The sequence below is a fragment of the Massilia sp. DWR3-1-1 genome (assembly GCF_049898325.1).
Taxonomy (GTDB): Bacteria; Pseudomonadota; Gammaproteobacteria; order Burkholderiales; family Burkholderiaceae_D; genus JAFCUW01.
The window spans coordinates 97859-121216 of record NZ_JAFCXL010000007.1; the positions used below are offsets into that span (position 1 = coordinate 97859).

Here is a 23358-nt window from a genome sequence, read left to right on the forward strand (position 1 = left end):
AAACAATGGACCGTTTGCGTCATAGCCTGGAAGAACTGCTGGCCTTCGTCAAGGTGGTCGATCTGAAGAGTTTTTCGGCCGCCGCGCTGGCGCTGGCGTCGACCAAGTCGACCGTCAGCAAGCAGGTAGCGCGGCTCGAGCAGGTGCTGGGTACGCGCCTGCTCAGCCGCAGCACCCGCCACCTCGCCCTGACCGAGACGGGCGCCATCGTGTACCAGCACGGCTGCCGCATTGCCGAGCAGGCGGTGGCGCTGGTCGATGCCGTCGACGGCTTGCAGGAGCGCCCGCGCGGCCACTTGCGGGTGACCACCTCGAGCGCCTTCGGCAACCTGCACCTGACGCGCCTGCTGACGGGCTTTCTGCGGCAATACCCGGACATCGGCATCTCGCTGGTGCTGGCCGACCGCTACATCGACCTGGTCGAGGAAGGCTTCGACCTGGCGGTGCGGCTGACCAGCCATCCCGTCGACGGCCTGGCGGCGCGCCGGCTGGCCGCGATCGACTACGCGCTGTGCGCCACGCCGGCCTACCTGGCGGCGGGGGCGCCGCTGGTCACGCCGGCCGACCTGGCGCACCACGCCTGCGTCCTGGGCGACCCGGCGGCGCCGTCCCTGTGGCGCTTCACGCGCGCCGGCGTGACGACGGCGCTGCCGGTGCAGGGGCGCCTGCGCGTCAACAGCAGCGAATCGGTGCGCGCGGCGGTGCTCGAGGGCGCCGGCGTGGGTTTGCTGCCGCTGTACGCCGTGCAGGCCGATCTCGCGGCCGGCCGCCTGCAAGTGGCGCTGGCCGATTACGTTGTCGAAGGCAGCTTCGGCGACAGCGTCTACGCCATTTTCGCGCCCGGCAAGCTGATGGCGCCGAAGGTGCGGGTGCTGATCGATTTCCTGGTGGCCAGTTTTGCCGACGGCGCGCCGCGCTGACACGCCTGAAGCGGCGCCCGTGGGCGCTGGCACGGGCGCTTACGGTTGTCTGGCCTGCTCCGCCTGCGCCTTCGCCACCAGCACATCGAGCACCGCGATGACCGCCTGGTTGGCCGCCTGCGCATGTTTCTCGACGGCGCGGCTGACCGCCTGGCCGGGCGAGGTCACGTAGCGACCATCGACCACCAGTTGCGGCGCGCTGGTGATGCCGTAGTCCGCCACCGTGCGCGGCAGGCGGCGCAGGGCGGTGGTGACGCCGAACGACTGCCACGCCTCGAGAAACTGGGCACGGTCGAGGCCATTGTTGACGGCCCATTCCAGGATCGGGCCGTCCTGGTTCAGGCGCACGCGCTCGACGTGCACGGCGTGCTCGATCTTGCTGAACATCTGCTCGCCCTTGCCCATCGCTTCGACGGTGAGGAACAGGTGCGCCTCGGGATCGGCCGCCCCCGTGTAGGGAATATGCACGCGGCGAAATGCAATTGCCTTGCCCTGGCGCTTGACCCAGTCGGCCAACTGGGGCTCGAGCTGGTAGCAGTACGGGCAGTGGTACATGAAAAATTCGATCACCTCGATTTGCGCCGGCGCCGCCCGGGTGGCCAGGCGCGCTGGCAGGGTCAGATATTCGGCGCCGTTGATCGGCGCAGCGGGCGCGCCCAGCGACAGGGTGGGCAACAAGCCGAGGGCGGCCAGGACGAGACGGCGAGTGGGCATGGGATCGATCGGGTCGGGTTGATAGGCGCGTAATGATGTGCTGCAGACAATTATAACGGTTTCCACATGGCTAATTCGCCGGGGCCACGGCGGTCGCTGCGATAGAATGCACGCCCATCGATGTCGTCGGAATGTGTCCCGCTTTGTTCAATTTTCCCTTTTGTCGGCGGCGGCTCGCCCCCGTGTCACGGCGTGGCTAGCGCGCCGCCCGGCCGGCGCCTGGCGCGCGCCCTGTGGGCGGGCGCCGCGCTGCTGTTGCTGTGGATGGCGCTGGCGCCGCTGCAGGCTGCGCGCCGCGAGTACGATCTCGAGATCCGCGCCGGCGCCGCCGCGACCCTGCCGGCCGCCATCACGCTGACGCTGGGCTTGCAGGATGTGCTGTTGCTGCGCAATGCCGACCGCGCCGCCCTGCAGTTCGGTCCCGTGCTGGTGGCGCCCGGCCAGCAGTTTCGCCTGCCGTTCGAACAGGCGGGCGTGTATCCGGTCGCCGCCAGCGCCTGGGCCGGGCGCACCCTGACGGTGACGGTGGTGGACCTGCCGGCGCCTGGCTGGGAGCGTGTCAAGTGGCGCCTGGCCGCGTTCAGCCACGCGCTGCGCTACTGGCCGACGCTGCCGCCGCCGTCTCGCTGAGCGCGCGCCGATCGTGCGCCGGCAGCGCGCCATTCTGGCATCATGGGGCCATGACGACCATTTCGATTCCCCTGTTTCCGCTCGGCGCCGTGTTGTCGCCCGATGGCGTGTTGCCCTTGCAAATTTTTGAAGTGCGCTACCTCGACATGATCGGCAAGTGCATCGCCGACGGCGGCGCCTTCGGCGTGGTGCTGCTCACGGCCGGCGCCGAAGTGCGCGCGCCCGAGCAAACCGAGCGGTTCGCCGACACCGGCACCCTGGCCAGCATCGACAGCCATGCGGCACCGTCGCCCGGTCTCCTGCAGGTGGTGTGCCGCGGTGGCGCGCGCTTTCGGGTGCTGCGCGCGCAGCGCTTGCGCAGCGGGCTGTGGATGGCCGACGTCGAACTGCTGGCCGACGACCAGGCCGTGCGCATCCCGGCCGAACTGCGCGGCGCCGCCGACGCCCTCGACCGCGTGCTCTCGTCGCTCGACGAGGTCCCGGAAGAGCGCTGGCCCGTGCGCCCGCCATTTCGCCTCGACGACTGCGGCTGGGTGGCCAATCGCTGGTGCGAACTGTTGCCGCTGCCGGTGGCGCAAAAGCACAATTTGCTCATGCTCGACAATCCCGTGATCCGCCTCGAACTGCTGCACGACATGCTCGACGAGCACGGCCTGATCACCTCCTGAGGCGCGCCCGGGCGCCGCCGTGGGCCGCCAACAATTGCCGCGCGCGAAAGCCACGGCGGCCGGCCACGCGGCGCGGCGCGGTGATAAACTGGATGTGCATACCGTTCGCGCAGCGCCTGTTGCTCTGGTTCGCCCGGCGTCACCGAGGACGGCCGTACCCTGATCGCCTGTTTCCGTTGCTGACTGATCCGCCACGCACCGATGACGCCAACCGCCTTTCACGCCGAGCTTGCCACTTTGCTGCCGCGCCTGCGCCGCTTCGTGCGCGCCCTCGTGCCCGCGCCCGAGCATGCCGACGCCCTGCTCATCACGGCGCTGGAACGGGCGCTCGCCAGCCCCCACGAGCGCTGCGCCGGCGCCGCGCTCGAGCGCTGGCTGTTCGGCGCCGTCGCCCAGCGCTGGCGCGCGCAGGGCGCCGCGACCACCGTGGCGGTGGCCGACAACCGTGCGCACGCCGCCGGCGCCACCGCCGCCATCGAGCAGGCGCTCGCCGCGCTGCCTGGCCAGCAGCAACTGCTGGTGGCGCTGGTGCTGGTCGATGGCATGGGATACCGGCAGGCCGCGGCCATCGCCGGGCTCGCGCCGGCTGCGCTGACGACTGAACTGGCGCTGGCCCGCGCCGCGCTGGCCGCGCACCTGTCCGACCACGCCAGGACCGTTCCATGAGGCCAGGCGACGACACCCTGATGGCCTACGCCGACGGCGAACTCGACGATAGCGTGCGCAAGCAGGTCGAACAGGCGATGCAGGCCGATCCCGGGGTGGCGGCGCGGGTGCGCCAGCACCAGGTGTTGCGCCAGCAGGTGCAGCGCGCCTATGCCCATGTCCTCGAGGCGCCGCTGCCAGCGCGCCTGTGCGCCGTCGTTGCCGCGGGCGGCAATGCGCGCCACGACAGCGGCGGGCGGGCGCCGCCGCCGCGGCCGAAGGTGGTCCAACTCGACAGCGTGCGCAGTGCGCGCAACCTGGGGATGGCGCGCCACCCGGGCGCCGCGCTGGCGCCCGGGTGGCGCCGGGGGCGGGCATGGGCGGCGCTGGCGGCCGCGCTGCTGGCCGGCCTGGTCGGCGGTATCGTGGCCGTCGGTGCGTATCACGGCGAGACCCGGTTTGCCGTTGTCAACGGCAATGGTCTGCTGCGTGCCCACGGCACGCTCGAAGCGGCCCTCGACGGCCAGCTGACGGGCGCGCCTGTGCCGGGTGGCAGCTTGCGCATTGGCGTCAGCTTCGTCGGTCGCGACGGCCAGTATTGCCGCGCCTTCGAACTGGGCGTGGCGGCCGGCCTGGCCTGCCGCGCCGGCGCCGGCTGGAATGTGCCCGTCTACGTCGAAGGGCAGGACGCTGGCGGTGGCTACCGGGCGCCGGGCAAGGCGCTGCCGGCGCCCGTGCAGGCGGCCATCGACGCCCGCGCCGTCGGCCCTGCGCTCGACGCGCGCGCCGAAAAAGCGGCGGCGGCGCGCAACTGGTCGCGCTAGCGCGGTCAGGCCTTGGAGGCCAGCGTGCGTTTGCCTGGCGCCATCGGCGTGGCCAGTGCCGCGCGGTTGCGCCCGGCTTGCTTGGCGCGGTACAGGGCCTGGTCGGCCAGGCCCACCAGCAGGGCCGATTCGGTCGCCTCGCCCAGTTCGCCCGGGTTCAGGGCGGCCACGCCGATACTCACCGTCACCACCGCGTACGGCGAGGCCGCGTGGGGCAGGGCCAGGCGCGCCAGTTCGACGCAGATGGCGTTGGCGATTGCCAGCGCCTCGGCGGCGTCGGTGGCCGGCGCCAGCACGGTAAATTCTTCACCGCCATAGCGCGCCACCAGGTCGCCGGGACGGCGGCCGAACGATTCGATGACGTCCGCCACCATGCGCAGGCAATGGTCGCCTGCCTGGTGGCCATAGCAATCGTTGTAACTTTTAAAGTGGTCGACGTCGAGCATCGCCAGCGCCAGCGTGCTGCCGTTGCGGCGGGCGCGCCGCCATTCAGTGTCGAGGGCGGCATCAAAGCCGCGCCGGTTGGTGATGCCGGTCAGGCCGTCGGTGGAGGACAGCGTGGCCAGCTTGGCGTTGCTCTCTTCCAGTTCGCCCGTGCGCGCCGCCACCAGTGCCTGCAGGTCTTTCTGGCGCCGCGTCAGGCTGCGCACGCGGGCCCGGTACAGCATCACCAGCAGGCCCGTGGCCAGCACGGCGCCCAGCAGGCGCGCCCACCAGGTCTGCCACCACGGCGGCAAGATCCGGATCGTCACGGTGGCCGCTTGCGCGCTCCAGATGCCTTGCTCGTTGGCCGCCTTGACTTCGAAGCGGTAGCTGCCGGGGTCGAGGTTGGTGTAGGTGGCGGTGCGGTGGTTGGCGTCGGTGATGACCCAGTCGCGGTCGAAGCCGATCAGGCGGTGCGCATAGGTGTTGCGCGCCGGATCGGTGTAATGCAGCGACGAAAACTCCAGCGCGAACACCGATTCCTGCACCGACAAGGTGATCGCGGTGGGCGCCGTCACCGTGCCGGCCAGCTTGATGCCGGCGCCGGCGGCGGCGGCGCCGGTGGCCAGTGAACGGTTGAACACGCTCACATCGGTCAGGGCCACCTGGGGCGCCACCGACATGCGCCGCACCTGCTGCGCGTGCACGCCCGTCATGCCCTTGACGCCGCCAAAGTACAGCACGCCGTCGGCGCCTGCCGTGGCCGAGTTGGCGGCGAAGCCTTCGGTGAGGCCGTCGGCGGTGCTGAAGCGGGTGACCTTGCCGCTGACGGGGTCCATCCGCACCAGGCCGCTTGCCGTGCTCAGCCACAGCATGCCCGCCTGGTCGCTGCGGATGGCCAGGATCTTGACGGCGCCCACGCTGTCGGCGCCGCCGAAGTTGCGAAAGCTGATGGCGCCGTCGGCGCCCGTGATCACTTCGCTCAGTCCCTTGGCGGTGCCGGCCCAGATGCGCCCGCGCGGGTCCTGGTAGACGGTGGCGACGTTGTCGTCGGCCAGCGTGGCCGGCTTGCCCGGCGTGTCATGGTCGCTGCGGAAATGGCGGAACGTGCCGGTGGCGGGGTCGAGCATGTCGAGGCCGCCGCCGCTCCAGTCCGAGCCCATCCACACGCGTCCGCGCCGGTCTTCGACGATGCAGGTGGTGCCGGTGACGCTGCGCGCGGCCGGGTTGTCGGCATCGGTGGGATAGACGGTGACGGCGCCGCTGGCCGGGTGGTAGCGCACCAGGTGTTGACCGGTGCCCAGCCACAACATGCCACCGGCGCCCGGGGCGATGGTGTTAATAAAATCCATCGCCGTGCTGGCGCCCTTGGCGTACTTGCCAAAACGCACAGTTTGAAAGGCGCCGCCGGGCTGGTCGAGGCGGTTCAGGCCGGACGCAGTGCCGATCCACAGGGGGCCCTGGTCCTGCTGGTGCAGGCTGTAGATCACGTCGCTCGACAAGCCGCCCGGACGTCCCGGCTCGGCGCGCCAGGTCTTGATGACGGCGCCGTTGGCGGGGTCGAACAGGGAAAAGCCCGTATTGCTGCCCAGCCATAGTCGGCCGCCCGGCGCCGTCTCCATGTTTTGCACGGAATTGTTCGGCAGCGTGTTGTCGAGCGCGGCGTCGAATGGAATAAAACGCTGGAAGCCATGGCTGTTCAGGTTGACCAGGCTGATGCCGTCGGTGAACGAGGCCACCCACAGCATGCCGCTGCGGTCCGTCATGACGGCGCGGATGTGGTCCGACTGCAGGCTGTGCGGGTCGTTGGCGCGGTGCGCGTAGTGGACCGGGACGGCAGCGCCCGGGTCCCAGCGCCACAATCCGGCCGCCAGGGTACCGGCCCACATCGCGCCGGCGGCGTCGGCGTGCAGGGCGTTGATGCGCACCCGCGGCGAGGCGATGCGCGTGCGCGTGCTCCACGGGCTGCGGCTGTTCCAGGTCACCACGCCCGCTTCCGTGCCGATCCACAAGGTGCCGTCGGCGCCGACATGGAGCGCGCGCACGATGTTGAGCTTGTCGTCGGGCGCCTGCGCCGTGTCGATGCGGTAGTGGCGGAAGCCGGTCGCGCCCTTGGCCAGGTAATCGAGCCCGCCCGGCCAGGTGGCCACCCACAGGCCGCCGTCGGCATCGCGGGCCAGCGCATTGATGTCGTTGGCGCCCAGGCTGTCCGGGTCGTTCTTGTCATGCAGGTAGCGGCGCACCGCGCCGCTGGCGCTGTCGACGTGTTGCAGGCCGCCCCAGGTGGCCACCCACATGCCGCTGGCGCCATCGCCGACGATGGCCTTGACGATGCGCTGGTTCGACGGTCCGGGCGGCAGGGCCAGCGCGGTGAAGGTGCCGCTGGCGGGATCGAAGCGGGCCAGGCCGTCCTGGGTGCCGGCCCAGATCCGCCCCAGGTGGTCTTCGAACAGGGCCGAGACGCGGTCGTTGGGCAAGCTGCCGGGGCCGCGGGTGTCATGGGTGTACTTGACGGCCTGGTAGCCGTTATACCGGTACAGGCCGCCGCTGTGGGTGCCGATCCAGACAAAGCCCTGGCGGTCTTGCAGCATCGACAGGATCGACAGATCGTCCGCGTCGAGCGAGCCCAGGCGCTTGAAGCGCAGGTCGGAGGTGGGTGTCGCCATCGCCAGCGCCGCCATGGCAAACAGGCAGACAGCGGCGATCAGGCGCAGCACGGACGTCAGGTGTGGAAAGAGCAGGGGAGGCATCGGTATCCAGGCAAGGCAGGCGGCAACCGTGGTAGCGACGTTGCAACCGTAACAACGGTACTGTGCGCCCCGCCATGTTTCGTGTCAATCGAATCGGCATTGCCGCGCCAGCCATGTTGCATACCGACTACGCTGAAAAAAACCGCGTTCGGGCACTGCGCCGGCCAGTGCACGGGCGCGCTCCCATATACAGTATGGGCAAATTAGGGTATCGTGATGGGTCTGTAAAAAGGCGCTGTTCCGGCTGTCGCCAGCGCGCCCGGTTGCGCGGCCTCAGCGTTACGCGACGTTACAACCGGTGGCTGCCGCTGCACAGCGTGAACGCCGCCTGCCCGCTTTTGCCGCACCCGTGCGCCAGTCCACCACCCCGATCGAATATTGATAGATGAAAGCAGGCGCCTGCCGCGCCGACCGACCTGATGCCCGACAACGACGCAAGCCACGCCCCCGAATCGACTATTCTGCCGGACCCCGGCGCCACGGCAGCCGCCGCCACGCCGGCCCCGGCCGAAGTGCGCGCTGAACTTGCCGCAACCCCTGCTGCGGAATTTGCTGCAGCCCCTGCCGCCGAACTTGCCGCTGACGCTGAGCGTGCCGGCGACCCGGTCCGGTTCGATCAGTTCGGCCTGGACGCCCGCATCCAGCGCGCCCTGAGCGACCAGGGTTACACCGTGCCCACGCCGATCCAGGCCCAGGCCATTCCCATTGTCCTGCAAGGGCGCGACGTGATGGGTGCGGCGCAAACGGGCACCGGCAAGACGGCCGGGTTCTCCTTGCCCATCATCCAGTTGCTGCTGGCCCACGCCAGCCCCAGCATGTCGCCCGCCCGCCACCCCGTGCGCGCGCTGATCCTCACCCCCACCCGCGAACTGGCGGTGCAGGTGGCGGAAAACGTCAAGGCCTATGCCAAGCACACGCCGCTGCGCTCGACGGTGGTGTTCGGCGGCATGGACATGAAGCCGCAGACCGTGATTCTGCGCGGCGGCGTCGAGATCGTCATCGCCACGCCGGGCCGCCTGCTCGATCACGTCGAGCAGAAAAACGTCAGCCTGGGCCAGGTGCAGATGCTGGTGATGGACGAAGCGGACCGCATGCTCGACATGGGTTTCCTGCCGGACTTGCAACGCATCATCAACATGCTGCCCAAGCAGCGCCAGAACCTGATGTTCTCGGCCACGTTTTCGCCGGAAATCAAGAAGCTGGCGGCCAGCTTCCTCAACGACCCCGTCACCATTGAAGTCGCGCGCAGCAACGCCACCGCCGACAAGGTGACCCAGGTCGTCTATAAAGTGGCCGAAGCGCAGAAGGTCGAGGTGGTCGAATTCATCATTCGCCAGCGCCAGCTGAAACAGGTCATCGTGTTTTCCAACACCAAGATCGGCGCCTCCCGCCTGGCGCGCCACCTGGAACTGGCCGGCATCAAGGCCTCCGCCATCCACGGCGACAAGACCCAGCAGGAACGCATGGCCGCGCTCGACGCGTTCAAGCGCGGTGAAATCGAAGTGCTGGTCGCCACCGACGTCGCCGCCCGCGGCCTCGACATCACCGACCTGCCGTGCGTGATCAACTACGACCTGCCTTACAACGCGGAAGATTACGTCCACCGCATCGGCCGCACGGGCCGCGCGGGCGCCTCGGGCGACGCCGTCTCCGTGTACTCGGACAAGGACGAGCGCTTGCTGGTCGATATTGAAAAGCTGATCAAGCAAACCATCACCCGTGGCGAGCTGGTCGGCTTCAACCCGGCGCCGGCGCCAGCCTACGGCGAGCGCGCCGCCCCGCGCGGGCGCGAACGCAGCGCCGAGCCGGGCAGCGAGCGCGCGCCCCGGCCGGAACGGGCCGTCGAACGGGCCACCGAAGCCCGTCCGCGCCGTCCCGAAGGCGAGGCGATCGCCCGTCCCGGCGAGCGTGCCGAGCGCCCCGCGCGGCCGGGTGGCCCGCTGCCGCGCCGCGACAAGGCCGATCCGTGGTTCTCGAAGCCCTACGAGCCGGCCACGCCAGCGCCCACCGATGCCGCCAGGCCGGTGATCAACCCGTCGATCAAGCCGGGCCGCCAGAAGCTGGCCGTGCTGCTGGGCGGCGGGCCCAAGTCCTGACCTGTAACAACGGCGCCGCAGGCGCCGTTTTGTATGGCGCTTTCACCGTTTGCTGTGGGTCGACCCCGAACCGATTTGAATTGCTGAGGTCAAACCTGCTCCACCAACGTGATGGGAGAGCAGCATGGCACAAGGCAAGCAGGTCCGTCCGAATTTCACCCGCCTGTTCTCCCGGCTGCGCGCCTTTAATACCCACCAGAGGCTGGCCGTCTGCTGTTTCATGTCGGCGCTCGGTCACTTCGGCGCTTGAGCTCGAAAGAAACTCAACAGCTAACGGTGAAAGCGCCTTTTGTATTGCGCGTACAGTGCGCCGGCATCGCCAGCGTCTTCCTATAATTAGACCGAAGTCGTCACATCGGGATCGTCGATGCCCGCATCGGCGCATCCGTCGTTTTCCAACTCCCATTGGAACGTCAGTCCCATGCATCGGCAAGCGACAGTGAGCCCGGCGCCATCGCATTTGACCTACCGTGCCGACATCGATGGCCTGCGCGCCATTGCCGTGGGCTTCGTCGTACTGTTCCATGCATTTCCGGCCGCCATCAAGGGCGGCTTCGTGGGCGTCGATATCTTTTTTGTCATCTCCGGTTTTCTGATTTCAAAAATACTGATCGGCGGTTTGCAGCGGGGCTCGTTTGCATTCCGTGATTTTTACGCGCGCCGCATACGGCGCATTTTCCCCGCGCTGATCGTGGTCATGGGATCGTCCCTGGCGTTTGGCTATGTCGCCATGTTTCCTGACGAATTCATGCTCCTGGCAAAACACGTGATGGGCGGGGCGGGGTTTATCGCCAACCTGATGCTGTGGTACGAAGTGGGCTATTTCGACGTTGCCGCCGAGACCAAGCCCCTGCTGCATTTGTGGTCGCTGGGCATCGAAGAGCAGTTCTACCTGGTGTGGCCGATTCTGCTGGCGCTGGTGTTTCGTTTCAAGTCGGGCGTCGTCCAGTTGATCCTGCTGTGCCTGCTCGTTTCCTTGCTGGTCAACGTGGCCGGCGTCCACCGGTTTCCCAGCGCGACGTTCTATTCGATCGCCAGCCGGGCCTGGGAACTGCTGTTCGGCGCCCTGCTCGCCTGCTTGTCGCTCCGACAGTTCGCGCTGCGTTTCGGACATTGGCAATACGCCTCGGCGGACCACGGCGCGACCGTCTCCGGCGCCCTGTTCGACAGCGCCAGCGCCAGCGGGCGTGCTCTCATGTCGGCTGCCGGCTTGCTGTGCATCGTCATCGCCTGCGCCGTGGTGCGCTCCGACCAGGCCTTTCCCGGCTGGTGGGCCCTGTTGCCCGTACTGGGTGCGGCGCTGCTGATCGCCGCCGGCCCGACCGCCTGGGTCAATCGCCACATCCTGGGCAATCGCGTGATGGTATGGCTGGGGATGATCAGCTATCCGCTGTATTTATGGCATTGGCCCTTGCTGTCGTTCGCCCGCATCATCGAATCGGGCATGCCATCGTGGCAGATTCGCCTGGGCGCGGTGGTCGCGGCGGTACTGCTTGCCTGGCTGACGTATCGCCTGGTCGAGCTGCCCTTGCGGCGGCGCGGGCGCAAGGGGGCGACCATCCTGCTGGTGTCACTGATGCTGGTGGTGGCCGGCGTTGCCGGCCTGATCTATCGGGCCCAGGGCTTGCCCGAGCGCGCCAGTGTCGTCGCGACGGCCGCCCAGCAGAAGGCCTTGCTGACGGTCGAAGACCGTGCCAGCGCGACCGCATGCAAGCTGCGCTACGGCTTTGCCACCTTGTGGGAGTATTGCCTGCTTGCGAAACCTGACGCTGCGCCGACGGTGGCCATGGTGGGCGACAGCCACGCTTACCACCTGTCGGCGGGCTTCACCAAATACTATACGGCCCAAGGTGAAAACCTGTGGTTTCTGGGGACCCGGATTCCGTTCTGGGGGGGGGCCGACGGACCGGGCAGCGACAAGTACCAGCAAGCGACCAGGCAGATGCTCGATCTTGCCCTCAACACGCCAACGGTCCACAAGGTGATCTTGTCGACGATTCAGAAGTTCAGCGCCGATACGCCCGACGGCACGCTGCTGATCGCGCAGTTTCGCGAGACCTTGCGCCGCTATGTGGCGGCGGGCAAGCACGTGATCTACATCTACGATGTGCCGAACCTCGATTTCGAGCCCCGCTCGTGTATCAAGCGGGGCGCCATCCCAAGCTCGACGACGAGGACCGACTGTTCAATGGCACGCGCCACGTTCGACGACGCCACGCGCGCGCACAATGCCATTGTGCAGTCGGTGCTCAAACAGTTTCCCACCGTTGAGGTGTTCTCGACGGCGCCCTACCTGTGCGACGCCAGCCGTTGCCATGGCATGATCGACGGCAAACTGATGTACCGCGACGTCAATCACCTCACCTATGACGGCGACTTGTTGCTCGGATCGAAGTTCGCCGCTGAGCAGGCGGCGCGGGCGGCGCGCCGCCCTTGAGGCGTCCGTCCGCCGTCAGGGCAATTCGTCGATCCGCAGCGTGCTAAAACCGATGCCCAGCTGGCGGCGGTCTTCGCTGCCGTTCAGATCGTGCGGCGAGGTCGGTTGCGGCACCGTGATCTCGATGGCGCGAACCGCCTCGGTGGTGCTAAATTCCAGCTCGACCCACTGCTTCGCTTTGCCAATCCGTACCTGCTGGCGCTGTTCGCCCACCCGCACCGTCGCCTGCTGCCCGTCGTTCGGTCCGTAGGCTTCCACCAGCATGCCCAGCTTGAATTTTTTGGGGAGCGGCTGGCCGAGCAGCAGTTGCACCGTCGCCCCATCGGACCAGCGCCCCCACGGCTCGAGCCCGGACAGGCCGCGGCTCGATGCCAGCATGCCACCATCGGGTTTGGCGAACGCGACGCTGAAATGGTCGGCCGACTGCGGCGACAGTTCGACCAGGCTGAAAGTGCGCGCCTGCCCGCGCAGCACGGCGCCCTTCGGCAGCGCATATTTGCCCACAAACAGGACCCACTCGATGTGCGCTGGCAGGGCGTTCGGGGCGATCAGGCTGCCTTGCGGCGCCATGTGCTGGAACACCCGCGCATCGTCCGTATAGAACTGCGTCCTGAACATGCCGCTGCCGTCGTCGGTGACGATGGCCAGGTGCGCGCGCTCGTCGGCGCTTAAAAAATTGCGCGCAAAGGTGCCTGCCTGGTCGTATTGGTTGGAGGCGCCGCCCCTGGCAACTTCATGGTTGATCGCGTAGCCGGCAATGACCAGGAACAGGGGCATGAAGCCGGCAAAAAACAGCCGGACACCCCAGCGCGGCTGGTACGCCCATGCCAGCACGCTCAGCAGCGACAAGCTGCTCAACAGGTAAAACCCCTGGCGCCAGGCGGTCATTCCCTGCAACTCGGGGCTGTCGACAAAACTGGGGGTGTAGGGCTGCCACAAGGTCAGTGCGGCGAACAGGATGGTCGCTGCAATGGGCAGCGCCAGCACCATTCTGACGGTACGCGAGGGGCCTGGCGATTGCTCGCCCCACGCCACCGCGGCGATGATCAGCAGCAAAGGCAGGCAGAAATTGTAGTAGCGCATATGCAGGCGGAAATTGCTTTCCTGGCCCGCGCCGGCGACAGACGCGGTAAACAACACCGTGACGGCGACCAGGCTGCCCAACACGAGCAAGGTGTACAGGGCCAGCGCGCCGGCCGGCGTGCGCCATTGGCTGCGGCGCTTGAAGGTGGCCAGGGACGCGAGCAGGGCGGCAAGCGGCATGCCGAACAGCAGGGCCATGCCGTAGCCATGGCCGCGCAGATTGAATACTGCCAGTTTGAGCAACTGCAACAGGGGGGCGTGGGCGCCCGCATTGCTTGCCTGGGCGTACAAGCGGCCCGACAGACTCAGGCCGTTGCTGCCGGCGACCAGGTAGCCGCCCGCAAAACGCACGCCCAGGGTCAGGCCCACGGCCAGCGCGAGCAGGCCCAGCACCCTGGCCACGGAGGGGGCGGGCGCGCCATCGGCCCGGCTCAGCGTCGCATGGAGCATGAACAGCACGACGGCGGGAAGCAGGAAAAAGCCGTGCAGCTTGATCAGGGTCATGCCGCCCAGCAGGCATCCAAGCACGGCGGCGCGGCCGCCCGTCGGCGCATCGCGAAACCGGAACAGGGCCAGTGTCAGTGCCCAAAATCCCGTGAAATACAGCGCTTCCGGCATGAAATACGCCGTGTAACTGTTGACCGGCCCCGCCACCGCGCACAGTGCGATCAGCGAAGCGAAGCGGGGCGCGGCAAAGCGCCGGGCCACGCCGTAGATCAGGGGGGCGGCGCCGAGAAAGACCATCACATTGAGCAGGCGCGCGCATTCGAGAAAGCCGGTGCCGCAGGCGGTGGTCGACTTCGCCGCCAGCAGATACAGGTACGAGGGAAGGGTGGCGTCGGCCAGCGGCACCAGCCGCGCGAAGCTGCTGTAATACCATTCATCGGCCATCACCACCGCGTGCAGGCCGGCGTTGCGCCACACCATGCAGGCAAACAGCAGCATGGCTGCAATACACCAGGTGGTTTTGAGTCGGCTGGTCAGGGGGGGGAGGTTCATGGGCGCTCGTGCCGATCAAAGTGAGGAAACAGGGATGCCGACGGGGGCGGCGGTCGGTGCGGGCCCTCGTGTCGGGACAGGCGCGATGGCGCACGGATGGCCGAGGGAGAACACGTCATCGGAAGATCCAGCGCTTTCCCAGGACGAAGCCACTGACGGCCACCAGCGGCAGCGCGAACAGTTTGCCCGCCAGCGCGCCCGCGCCCAGCCATACGGCGGCATAGACGCAAGCGAGCGTGAGCAGATAGTTCATCGCCACCACCGCCAGGTAGCGTGCGAGCGGCGCCAGTCCCACCATTTTCTTGAACGTGATCTTGGCATGAAACAGGTAGTTCACGCACAGGCCCGCAAGAAAGCCCACGGAGGTGGCCAGCACGATGCTGGCGCCCTTGCCCAGCAATACCGTCATGACGCCGACGTCGATCAGCGCGCACAGCACGCCACCGGACACATACACGAGGAACTGCACGCTGTGCGGCGACCATTTAATCATGCACGGGCAGTCGTTGACGGCGGCGGTGGATGGGCCGTTTGGGAACGGCGGCAATGTCGTACGCGAGAAACGCCAGGATCAGCTGAATGCCCATCAGGATCGGCATTGCCGACAGCATGACGGTGCCGGCCGGGGTCGCCATGGCCGAGCGCGCCGACATCAACCAGTGCGAGGCGCCGAAGATCACGCCGAACAGCACCATGCTGACACCGAGCGGCAACTCGATCGAGGCCAGCGACATGTTGCGCAAATAATAATTATAAAACAGGCGTTTCCAGAAATTGCGGACGTGCTTGGCAAAAAATTCCGTCACCACTTGCGAGATTTTCAGATTGCTCACTTCGTCGCCATAGCTGGCGTCCATCGGCACATCGACGACGACGGCGTTGACGATATTGAGGCGGAACAGCATGTCCGACTCGAAGAAATAGCGGCGGCTGATCTTGTCGAACGGCAGGTAGCGCGCCGCGTCCGCATGGATCGCCGTGTAGCCGTTGGTGGGATCGAACAAATCCCAGTAACCGGAGGACAGCTTGGTCATCAAGGACAGGACGGCATTGCCGAACAGGCGCATGGGCGGCATGGCGCCGATTTTTTCCAGGTCGAAGAAGCGATTGCCCTTGGTGTAATCGGCTTCGCCGCGCAAGATGGGGCCGATAAAATCACCCATCAGGGCCGGATTCATCTGGCCATCGCCATCGACCTTGACGATGATGGCCATGCCGTCGGCGATGGCGGCCTGGTAACCGGTCATGACGGCGCCGCCGACGCCCTCATTGACGGCATGGCGCAGCACCCGCACGCGCGGGTCGGTGCAATGCTGCTCGACGTAATCGCCGGAGCGATCGGGGCACAGATCATCGACGACGTAAATGCGGCTGACCTCGGCGCCGATGGCGTCGATCACGCCCAGGATGTGGCGGGTGACCCGGTAACTGGGAATGACCACGGCGACCAGCGGCGTCGCCATCGTGGCGATGGCGGCGCGCGGCGCCAGGGCGCCCGGTCGCAGCGCCGCGGCTAGGTCCATTGGCGGAGAATCGTGCATGGGCGTGTCCCGTTCAGTGTGGTGCGCGGAGGGTGGGGGCGGGGCCGCGCGCCGCCGCTCCCGCTTGTGCGTGCGCCCGGTCGATCGCGGCAAGCAGTTGGCGCGCGCTGTCGGCCCAGGTCAGCCACGGCATGCCGGTCGACGGCGGCGCTGCCGCCCGCGCGTGGAGGGCGAGCCAGGCGCTGATGCTGTCGGCCAGGTCGGCGGCGCTGGTGCCGGAAAAATAGAAGGCGTGCTCCCCGGCGACCTCGACAAACACGGGGATGTCGCGGGCGATGATGGGCAGGCCCTGCTGGGCCGCTTCGATCAGGGGCAGGCCAAAGCCTTCGCCCAGGCTGGCCGCCAGCAGGCAGGCGCTGGCCGCGTACACGCGCTGCAGGTACTCGTCGCTGATCGCTTCGAGCCAGAACAGGCGGCGCCCGCTTTCCTTGTGGCCGCGCAGGCGGCGCACCAGGGCGTCGACCAGCCAGCCCTGCTTGCCAACGATGACGAGGTTGACCTGCTGGCCGGCTTTCCACAGGAGCTCGAACGCGGCCAGTGCCTGCGCGTGCGATTTGCGCGGCTCGAGCGTGCCCACCATCAGGAAGGTGGGACGCGCCGCCAGCGCCGCCAGCACCGTGTCGGCATCGTCCGGCAGGCCCGCGCTGGGCGCCGAGGCGGCAATGTCGGCGCCCAGGTGGAACACGCCGATGTGGAAGGGGCGTTGCGGCGCCACGCCGTGCGCGCCCATCCACTGGCGCACTTCATCGGCCACGGCGGCGGAAATGCACAGCGCACCGTCGCCGGCGGTGACGACCTCGAGCCATTGGCCATGGTGCTTGGCCGCATGGCGGCCGAAGGCGTCCGGCAAGATGACGGGCAGCAGGTCATAGATGACGAAGTGCACCTGCACGCCGCGCGCGCGCAGGCGCTGGTAGTAGTCGCGGTGGGCCGCCACCACGTGCGGCTGCAGGTCGAGGCCCAGAAAGATGTCGCCGGGCAGGGGGTCGATGACGGCATCGTCGAGCAGCGGCGGGCAATCGAGCACCCCTTGCGTGTAGCGGCGCGCGTAGCGATAGCCGTGCTGGGCGGTGGCGTAGACGGGCTCGACCTGGAAGCCGTGCGGCGGCCTGGCCAGCAATTCGCGCAGGATGCTGCGCACCACCCGCTGGATGCCGCTGCGGGCGTCGCGCTGCACCAGTTCGGAGATATCGACCAGCAACTGGCGCCGTGCCGGCCGCGGTGCCAGCGCGGCGGCGGCGGCGGCGGCCACGGCGATCCACGGGGCCTCTTGCGCGGGCGCGTGCTCAAGTTGGGCCAGCGCCACCTTCAGGGTGGCCTCGCTGCCGGCGCGCGCGGCGTACGCCGCCTCGATGACGTGCGCGTACTGGTCGGCGCAGTGGCGCGGCGCGTGCGCCTGGCCGATGATGGCGCGCGCCCGTTCGCCCAGCGCTGCGCGCTGCGCCGGCGCGCGCCACAAGCGGGTCAGCGCGTCGACCAGCGCGGCGTCGTCGAAGTCGTCGGCCAGCTTGCATACCCCGTCATCGGGCAGATCGGCCATGCTGCCGTTGGCGTTGACGATGGTGGGCAAGCCGTAGTTCATGCAGTCGAGTACGGCGGCCGAGGTCTCGCCGCGCGAGCGCGTGCGCAGTTGCACGGCCATATCGGCAACGCTGAGCCATTGGCGAAATACCGTCATGTCGGTCCAGCCGGTGATGCGGATGCGATCGCCGGCGCCGGTGGCGTCGATCGCCGCCTGCAGCGCGGCGCCGTATTCGCCGACCGGGTTGTCGCCCACGAACACAAGCACGCAGCCGCTGTCGGCGGCCAGCGGGGAGGCCAGCCAGGCGTCCAGCAATCGCCGGTTGAGCTTGCTCGGGCCCAGCATGCCGAAGCTGCATACGACAAACGCGTCGTCCGCCAGGTCCAGCGCGCGGCGCGCCGCCGTGCGCTCGGCCGGCACGTGCGGCGCCCGCAGCAGGGCAATGACGGCCCAGTCGCGCGCGGCGTCTTCGCCATACCACTGCGCCGCCAGCCGGCGCGAGCTGTCGGAATGCACGATCAGCTGGCGCGCCCGTTGCAGCACGGCGAGGTTGCACGGATAGGCCCACACCACGTCGGCCGTGTCGGCGGCGTGAAAGCGCGCCTGCAGGGCGCCGTAGCCGTGGCCGTCGTACAGGGCGCGCGCCCAATAGCCGGGCCGGTAGCCCGTCACTTCCATGTGCGCGCTGATCCCGGAGAGGAAGAAATCGTGCAGCACCACCACGCCGGGCACGTCGTCGAGCAGGCCGAACATGTGCTGGTGGTGGTCGGAATTGCCGAAGTGGTAGAGCACGCGGTCGTAGTCGGCCCCGTGCTGGCGCAGCCAGTCGCTGTTGCGCACGCCGCAGTTGGCGCGGATCCATGGCGTGGCCACGCCGGGCTGATCGACGATGACGTCGATGTTGTAATGGCGCGCCAGTTCCGGCAACAGTTCGGCACTGTAATCGGCGATGCCGCTGCGCGCCGGCGGCAGCGGCGACACGAAGGCCAGCCGCAGCCGCCGCGCCGGCAGCGCCGCGGGCGCGGGCGCGCCCACACGTTCGTGCCAGGCGAGCAGGGCGGCCAGGGCGGTCTGTGCGCTGGTGTCCCAGGAAAATGCCTGCGCCCGTTCAAGGCCATGGCGTTCGAGTTCGGCGCGGAAATCGGCGTCGCCCAGCACCTGGGCGATTTTTTGCGCCATCTGCGCCGCGCTGTGGGGGTCGAACAGGGCGTCGGCGCGCTTGACCACTTCCGGCAGGCTCGAGGTGTTGGCGGCAATCACGGCGCGGCCGCAGGACATCGCTTCCAGCGCGGGCAGGCCGAAGCCTTCATGCAGCGAGGGAAAGACAAACGCGGCGCACAGCTGGTACAGGGCGACCAGGTCCGCTTCCGGCACGTAGCCCGTCAGCACCAGTTCGTCGCTGTGCAAGCCGGCCGAACGGGCCAGCGCGGTGAGCCGCTGGCGCGCCGCCGGCTCGACCGAACAGACGATCGCCAGCTGGTGGCCCTGGCGCAGCGACGGCGGCAACAGCGCATATGCGCCGATCAGGCCCTCGACATTCTTGCGGTGGTCGATGCCACCGGTGTACATCAGGTAGGGCCGGGCCAGGCCGTAGCGCTGGCGCAGGGCGGCGGCGGCGGCGGGCGCGGGCGTGCCGGCGACGAAATGGCCGTCCGCCGCCGTCGAGATGGTGGTGCAGGCCGCCGCCGGCACGCCCAGGTGCTCGAGCGCCTCGCCGCGCGAGGACGCGGAGATGGCCAGCAACAAGTCGGCCCGGCGCAGATGGTCGAGCTTGTTTTCGTACCAGGCCTCGACCACCGGGTTGTCCAGGTAGGGCTGGCGCCGGATCAGGGGAATCAGGTCGTACAGGATGACCGCGGTGGGCAGGTGCGCTCCCAGCGCGCCGATGCTGGTGACGGCGTCGTCGCCCAGCCCTTCGAACAGGCTCGACACCAGCACCACGTCGGGCGCCAGGCCGGCCAGGAAGGTTTCCCGCACCAGCTCGGCGGCGCCACGGCGCCAGCGGGCATCGTCGGCGCCGCCGGCCACGCCCTCGGCGCCGTCCCAGACGCGGATGGCGTCCTGGCCCAGGCTGGCGTCGAAGGCGGCGCGCAGGGGCTCGATGGTGTCGGCGAAGGCGCCATTGAGCGCCAGCACGATCTCATGGGGGCCGCGCTGGCGCACCAGCGCGTGCGTGAGCGCCATCACGTAGCGGCCGATACCGCGCTGGCGGTTGCTCGCCTGGGCGCCCTGCATGTCGATCACGATACGCATCAATGGTCCTTGGTAGGGGCGGCTTTGCGCAGGCCCAGATATAAACGTCCCGCACGCTCGCTCAGCTGCGCGGGATGCAGCGCGCCGTCGGCGCCGTTGATGCGGCTGCGCTCGTCGGCGTCGGCGCTGACGGTGGCATGGCGCAGCCGCGCCTTGAGTGCCGGATGGGAACCGAGCACGCCCCTGGCCAGCTGGCTCAGGCGTCCATTGGCCAGCACCGCGCGCACTGCCCAGCGCACCGCCCGGCGCGCCAGCGCCAGCGTGCGCCGGCGCAGGGCGGGCGGCACGCGCCGGGCCAGCCGGGCGCTGCGCCGCGCCAGGCTGGCGGCGCCGCGCAAGGGCGCGCTCAGGCGCCAGGAGCTGCTGCGCAGCAGCGCCAGGCGGGTTTGTTCTCTTTGCTCGGCAATGGTGTACCAGTGGTGCGACCAATGCTGGAGGTCGGCGATTTTCGCTTCCAGCGCCGCCTCGGTCGATGCCTGCTGCTCGCTCAGCGTCGCCATCTGCGCCGCTTGTTCGTCGCGCAACTGGCGCAAAAGCTCGACCAGGGCCAGGCTGTCGTGCCGGGCGTCGTCGATCAATGCCAGCTCGCGCTCGGCGGCATCGGTGCGCAGTCGCTCGGCCGCCAGCGCCTGCTCGGCGGCGGCGGCGCGTGCCTGCGCAGCCAGCCAGTCCTCGGTGGCGGCGGCGTCGCGCGCCTGCTCGATCGCCACCACGCGCTCGAGCGCGGCGCAGGCCTCGCACTGTCGGGCCAGCGCGCTTTCCAGGCCCTCATACGCTTCGCGCTGCCGGGCCAGCGCGCTTTCCAGGCCCTCGTACGCTTCGCGCTGCCGGGCCAGCGCCTGCTCGGCCCCTTGCCCGTGGGCACTGGCGGCGTTCCATTCATTGCGCAACCATAGCGCGTGTTCCTCGGCGCGGCGGGCGTTCTCGGCCGCCTCGGTGAGGAGGCGATGGCACCAGGGCGCGCTGGCCAGCCCGCTCAGCTGGGCGCCGTCGAAGACATTCGGCGGCGCGGTGAAGGCGGCGGCCAGTTCGGCGTGCTCGGCGGCCACATAAAACCGGTTCAAGCCGTCGAAATACACGAACAGGTAGCCGGCCGCCGTCACCAGCGGGTCCCAGCCGGCGAAATCGGCCTCGGGCGAGCCGGGCCTGGTCGCTTCGACCACCAGCACCCACGGCCGCAGGGTGCTGCTGTCCCAGCCCCGCAAGACCTGCTCTTCAAAACCCTCGACATCGATTTTCAGCCAGTGCACGGTGCGCCCGGCCAGGTGGGCCAGGGCCGAGCGCATTGTCAGCATCGGCACTTGCACGCTGCGCGCCGGCATGCCGCTGTCGTTGCGGTGCTGGTCGGCGTACGCGTCCACCGCCGTGCTCAGGCCCGAATCGTCGATCACGTGCAATTCGAGCGTGCCGTCGGTGGCGCCGAGCGCCACTTGCAGGACGGTGTCGTTCGGGCGCGCCTGGCGCAACAATTGCGCGTAGGCGGGCACGGGCTCGACGTGCACGCCGTGCCAGCCCGCTTCGTGAAAGGCCATGCTGACGGAGTCGACGACGGGATGCTGGGCGCCGATATCGACATACAAGCCCCCGCTCACGTGGCCCAGCGCGCGCCACAGCATGACGTCTTCAAAATTTTGTGCGTATGAAATGATACTCATGCTTGTCCGCCGTCGGTGCGACGTGTGATGGCAAAGCCGGCATCGAGCCAGTTGCTGCCAATAAAATAGTCGTGGTCGACGTTGAGCACGTCGAACACCAGCAGATTGTCGACCCACTGATAATTGTCGGTCAGGTGATTGTCGGTGCTCACCAGCGCCGGCGAGACCGAGTAGGAACCGGGCCCCAGCGAGCAGGTGAAGGGCAGGCGGAAGGTGACCAGCTCGCCCGCGCCCAGCGCATGCTCGACCTGGCGCGTGTGCCAGGTGTTGGTGCCCCACACCACGTGGCCTTGCTTGTCGCGGATCATGTAACCGAGCACCAGGCGGGGGATGGCGGCGTGGATCGACGCCTCCAGCACCAGTTCGAGGGCCTGGCCCACGCGCGCCGCCGCCACCTCGTCGCCGCTGGCGGCGTCGACCAGCCGCAGGCTGTGCACGCGCGCCTCGCCGCTGCCGCTCCGGGTGAGCAGCCAGCCGTTGTGGGCGCGCTTCTGCTCGACCGTCATGCCGGCGTTTTCTTTCTCCGCCACCATCGCATTATAAAAATCGACCACCTCGTCGGGCGGACCGTCCTTCAGTACCCGGCCCTTGTCGAGCAGGATCACGCGGTCGCACAGGGCGCGCACGTCGCTCATGCTGTGGGTCACCAGCATGATGGAGACGCCGTCGGCACGGAACTGGCGGATGCGGTCGAAACTTTTATGCTGAAAATAACTGTCGCCCACCGACAGCGCCTCGTCGACGATGAGCAGGTCGGGACGAAACGCGGTGGCCACGCTGAAGGCCACGCGCATCTGCATGCCGCTCGAATAGGTGCGCACGGCCTGGTCGAAATAGGCGCCGATTTCCGCGAACGCTTCGATGTCGGCCATGGCGGCGTTGATTTGGGGCAGCGAGTAGCCCATCAGGCCGGCCGAGTGGTAGGCGTTCTGGCGCCCCGTCAGGTCGGGATTGAAGCCCATGCCCAGTTCGAGGATGGCGGCGACCTTGCCGCGCACGTGGGCGGCGCCCTCACTGGGCTGGGTGGTGCCCGTGATCAGCTTGAGCAGGGTGCTCTTGCCGGCGCCGTTCTGGCCGACGATGCCGACCGCTTCGCCAGGGCCGATGGCAAAACTGACGTCGCGCAAGACCCAGTGTTCGCTGCGTGGCTTGACCGAGGCAATGAACCAGCTGGCGACGCGGCGCAGCTCGCTGCCCCACTGGCGGTAGGCTTTGCCCAGCTTGTGTACCTGCAGTTCGCCGCTCATAACTGGTCCACCATTTCCGGGCTGGCGCGCCGGAACAGCACCATGGAGAACCCCAGCAGGAGCGTGGCCACCAGCGCCGCGATGGCCAGCGCCGACCAGTCCGGCGGCCGGTTGTAGAGCAACACCTCCTGGTAGCCGGTGACGATGGGCAGCAGGGGATTGAGGGCGATGGCGCTGTGGTATTGCGCGGGAATGATGGTGGGCATGTAGACGATGGGGGTGAACCAGTACAGCAATTGCATCAGCACGGGCACCACCTGGCCCACATCGCGCATGAAGACATTGAGCACGCCCAGGCCCAGGCCGATGCCGAGCGCCAGCGCAATATTGACCAGCAGAAGCAGGGGCAGATACAGCAAGCTCAAACCGGGGGCGTGGCCCAGCACGCCAAAAATGACGAGGATCGCGGCGAACAAGAGCACATTGTTGACCAGCGCGCTGCCCGTGACGATCAGGGGCAGGGCAATGCGGGGAAACACCAGTTTTTTGAGGATGTTGCCGTTGTCGATGAACAGGGTCAGGCAGCGGTTGACGATTTCCGCGAACAACGACCAGCTCAGCGTGCCCGCCATCAGGTAAATCGCGTAGGCATAGGGGTTATTGATGCCCGGAAGCTTTGCCGACAGCACCGCCGACAGCACGAAGGCGAAGATCAGCACGTGCGACAGGGGGTTGAGGATCATCCATAGCCCGCCCAGCCGGCTGCGCACGAACTTGCTGCGCAATTCCGTCTTGATGGACGAAAAAATGAAAAAACGGTAGCGCCAGGCGCCGAGCAACATTCCAAGCATTCAGGGCCTTTAAGAAAACGACGCGCCAGAAAACGACGCGCCAGATACCGTCCGGCAGTGTATCACTATCAACGATGACGAAATGCTCACGTCGCCGCAACCGGGCGCACTTTATTTACCGCTATGGTAGGCGTTGACGGCAAGGCAAGGTGTGGCGCGC

Annotated in this window: 17 protein-coding genes; 8 read left to right on the forward strand and 9 right to left on the reverse strand. The window is 68.1% G+C overall.

Translation table 11 applies throughout. From position 1 onward, the window contains the following. Positions 1 to 5: 5 nt before the first annotated feature. Positions 6 to 920 (forward strand): LysR substrate-binding domain-containing protein, encoded by a 915-nt coding sequence (locus tag ACP7EY_RS09350; protein ID WP_426192733.1) that lies wholly within the window; start codon positions 6 to 8, stop codon positions 918 to 920. Between the two features lie 39 nt (positions 921 to 959). Here ACP7EY_RS09350 and ACP7EY_RS09355 read toward each other — a convergent pair whose 3' ends face one another. Further along, positions 960 to 1634, reverse strand: a complete 675-nt coding sequence (locus ACP7EY_RS09355; RefSeq protein ID WP_426192735.1) for a thiol:disulfide interchange protein DsbA/DsbL — start codon at positions 1632 to 1634, stop codon at positions 960 to 962. Between the two features lie 192 nt (positions 1635 to 1826). Here ACP7EY_RS09355 and ACP7EY_RS09360 point away from each other — a divergent pair, with 192 nt between their 5' ends. The 4 genes from ACP7EY_RS09360 (at position 1827) to ACP7EY_RS09375 (ending at position 4401) form a co-directional block, all read left to right on the forward strand. Next, the gene (locus ACP7EY_RS09360; protein WP_426192737.1) at positions 1827 to 2264 is read left to right on the forward strand and encodes a hypothetical protein; all 438 of its coding nucleotides are present in this window, start codon (positions 1827 to 1829) and stop codon (positions 2262 to 2264) included. A 50-nt stretch (positions 2265 to 2314) separates the two neighbouring features. Further along, positions 2315 to 2932 (forward strand): LON peptidase substrate-binding domain-containing protein, encoded by a 618-nt coding sequence (locus ACP7EY_RS09365; protein ID WP_426192739.1) that lies wholly within the window; start codon positions 2315 to 2317, stop codon positions 2930 to 2932. A 201-nt stretch (positions 2933 to 3133) separates the two neighbouring features. Continuing rightward, entirely contained in the window at positions 3134 to 3598 is a 465-nt protein-coding gene (locus ACP7EY_RS09370; RefSeq protein ID WP_426192741.1) for an RNA polymerase sigma factor, read from the forward strand. After that, a complete protein-coding gene (locus tag ACP7EY_RS09375; protein WP_426192743.1) occupies positions 3595 to 4401 on the forward strand; it encodes an anti-sigma factor family protein in 807 nt (268 codons plus the stop codon). The genes ACP7EY_RS09370 and ACP7EY_RS09375 overlap by 4 nt, the downstream gene beginning before the upstream one ends. A gap of 5 nt (positions 4402 to 4406) precedes the next feature. On the opposite strand, the gene ACP7EY_RS09380 is transcribed toward ACP7EY_RS09375, so the two are convergent. Next, the gene (locus tag ACP7EY_RS09380; protein WP_426192745.1) at positions 4407 to 7574 is read right to left on the reverse strand and encodes a ligand-binding sensor domain-containing diguanylate cyclase; all 3168 of its coding nucleotides are present in this window, start codon (positions 7572 to 7574) and stop codon (positions 4407 to 4409) included. 419 nt (positions 7575 to 7993) lie between these two features. On the opposite strand from ACP7EY_RS09380, the gene ACP7EY_RS09385 reads away from it, so the two are divergent. The 3 genes from ACP7EY_RS09385 (at position 7994) to ACP7EY_RS09395 (ending at position 12107) form a co-directional block, all read left to right on the forward strand. Continuing rightward, positions 7994 to 9670, forward strand: a complete 1677-nt coding sequence (locus ACP7EY_RS09385) for a DEAD/DEAH box helicase (RefSeq protein WP_426192747.1) — start codon at positions 7994 to 7996, stop codon at positions 9668 to 9670. Positions 9671 to 9794: 124 nt separating this feature from the next. Further along, positions 9795 to 9920, forward strand: coding sequence for a hypothetical protein (locus tag ACP7EY_RS09390; protein WP_426192749.1), 126 nt, complete (start codon positions 9795 to 9797; stop codon positions 9918 to 9920). 117 nt (positions 9921 to 10037) lie between these two features. Further along, a complete protein-coding gene (locus ACP7EY_RS09395) occupies positions 10038 to 12107 on the forward strand; it encodes an acyltransferase family protein (RefSeq protein ID WP_426192751.1) in 2070 nt (689 codons plus the stop codon). A 15-nt stretch (positions 12108 to 12122) separates the two neighbouring features. Here the strand turns inward: ACP7EY_RS09395 and ACP7EY_RS09400 are convergent, their stop codons facing one another. The 7 genes from ACP7EY_RS09400 to ACP7EY_RS09430 form a co-directional block, all read right to left on the reverse strand. Further along, complete coding sequence (locus ACP7EY_RS09400; protein ID WP_426192753.1) at positions 12123 to 14189, reverse strand: DUF7024 domain-containing protein; 2067 nt, start codon at positions 14187 to 14189, stop codon at positions 12123 to 12125. 115 nt (positions 14190 to 14304) lie between these two features. Next, the gene (locus ACP7EY_RS09405) at positions 14305 to 14682 is read right to left on the reverse strand and encodes a GtrA family protein (protein ID WP_426192755.1); all 378 of its coding nucleotides are present in this window, start codon (positions 14680 to 14682) and stop codon (positions 14305 to 14307) included. Further along, complete coding sequence (locus tag ACP7EY_RS09410; protein ID WP_426192988.1) at positions 14675 to 15652, reverse strand: glycosyltransferase family 2 protein; 978 nt, start codon at positions 15650 to 15652, stop codon at positions 14675 to 14677. Before ACP7EY_RS09410 ends, ACP7EY_RS09405 begins: the two co-directional genes overlap by 8 nt. A 91-nt stretch (positions 15653 to 15743) precedes the next feature. Continuing rightward, positions 15744 to 19505 (reverse strand): glycosyltransferase, encoded by a 3762-nt coding sequence (locus ACP7EY_RS09415; protein WP_426192757.1) that lies wholly within the window; start codon positions 19503 to 19505, stop codon positions 15744 to 15746. Beyond that, the gene (locus ACP7EY_RS09420; RefSeq protein WP_426192759.1) at positions 19505 to 21160 is read right to left on the reverse strand and encodes an FkbM family methyltransferase; all 1656 of its coding nucleotides are present in this window, start codon (positions 21158 to 21160) and stop codon (positions 19505 to 19507) included. The genes ACP7EY_RS09415 and ACP7EY_RS09420 overlap by 1 nt, the downstream gene beginning before the upstream one ends. Then, complete coding sequence (locus ACP7EY_RS09425) at positions 21157 to 22407, reverse strand: ABC transporter ATP-binding protein (RefSeq protein ID WP_426192761.1); 1251 nt, start codon at positions 22405 to 22407, stop codon at positions 21157 to 21159. The genes ACP7EY_RS09420 and ACP7EY_RS09425 overlap by 4 nt, the downstream gene beginning before the upstream one ends. Then, on the reverse strand, positions 22404 to 23198 hold the full coding sequence (locus ACP7EY_RS09430) for an ABC transporter permease (RefSeq protein ID WP_426192763.1): 795 nt from the start codon (positions 23196 to 23198) through the stop codon (positions 22404 to 22406). The genes ACP7EY_RS09425 and ACP7EY_RS09430 overlap by 4 nt, the downstream gene beginning before the upstream one ends. Positions 23199 to 23358: the final 160 nt, after the last annotated feature.

Excerpts from the sequence above, each read along its gene's own strand:
- ACP7EY_RS09350 (WP_426192733.1), top strand. The coding sequence starts at position 6 with ATGGACCGTTTGCGTCATAGCCTGGAAGAACTGCTGGCCTTCGTCAAG.
- ACP7EY_RS09355 (WP_426192735.1), bottom strand. The coding sequence starts at position 1,634 with ATGCCCACTCGCCGTCTCGTCCTGGCCGCCCTCGGCTTGTTGCCCACC.
- ACP7EY_RS09365 (WP_426192739.1), top strand. The coding sequence starts at position 2,315 with ATGACGACCATTTCGATTCCCCTGTTTCCGCTCGGCGCCGTGTTGTCG.
- ACP7EY_RS09370 (WP_426192741.1), top strand. The coding sequence starts at position 3,134 with ATGACGCCAACCGCCTTTCACGCCGAGCTTGCCACTTTGCTGCCGCGC.
- ACP7EY_RS09375 (WP_426192743.1), top strand. The coding sequence starts at position 3,595 with ATGAGGCCAGGCGACGACACCCTGATGGCCTACGCCGACGGCGAACTC.
- ACP7EY_RS09380 (WP_426192745.1), bottom strand. The coding sequence starts at position 7,574 with ATGCCTCCCCTGCTCTTTCCACACCTGACGTCCGTGCTGCGCCTGATC.
- ACP7EY_RS09385 (WP_426192747.1), top strand. The coding sequence starts at position 7,994 with ATGCCCGACAACGACGCAAGCCACGCCCCCGAATCGACTATTCTGCCG.
- ACP7EY_RS09390 (WP_426192749.1), top strand. The coding sequence starts at position 9,795 with ATGGCACAAGGCAAGCAGGTCCGTCCGAATTTCACCCGCCTGTTCTCC.
- ACP7EY_RS09395 (WP_426192751.1), top strand. The coding sequence starts at position 10,038 with ATGCCCGCATCGGCGCATCCGTCGTTTTCCAACTCCCATTGGAACGTC.
- ACP7EY_RS09400 (WP_426192753.1), bottom strand. The coding sequence starts at position 14,189 with ATGAACCTCCCCCCCCTGACCAGCCGACTCAAAACCACCTGGTGTATT.
- ACP7EY_RS09405 (WP_426192755.1), bottom strand. The coding sequence starts at position 14,682 with ATGATTAAATGGTCGCCGCACAGCGTGCAGTTCCTCGTGTATGTGTCC.
- ACP7EY_RS09410 (WP_426192988.1), bottom strand. The coding sequence starts at position 15,652 with ATGGCGACGCCGCTGGTCGCCGTGGTCATTCCCAGTTACCGGGTCACC.
- ACP7EY_RS09415 (WP_426192757.1), bottom strand. The coding sequence starts at position 19,505 with ATGCGTATCGTGATCGACATGCAGGGCGCCCAGGCGAGCAACCGCCAG.
- ACP7EY_RS09420 (WP_426192759.1), bottom strand. The coding sequence starts at position 21,160 with ATGAGTATCATTTCATACGCACAAAATTTTGAAGACGTCATGCTGTGG.
- ACP7EY_RS09425 (WP_426192761.1), bottom strand. The coding sequence starts at position 22,407 with ATGAGCGGCGAACTGCAGGTACACAAGCTGGGCAAAGCCTACCGCCAG.
- ACP7EY_RS09430 (WP_426192763.1), bottom strand. The coding sequence starts at position 23,198 with ATGCTTGGAATGTTGCTCGGCGCCTGGCGCTACCGTTTTTTCATTTTT.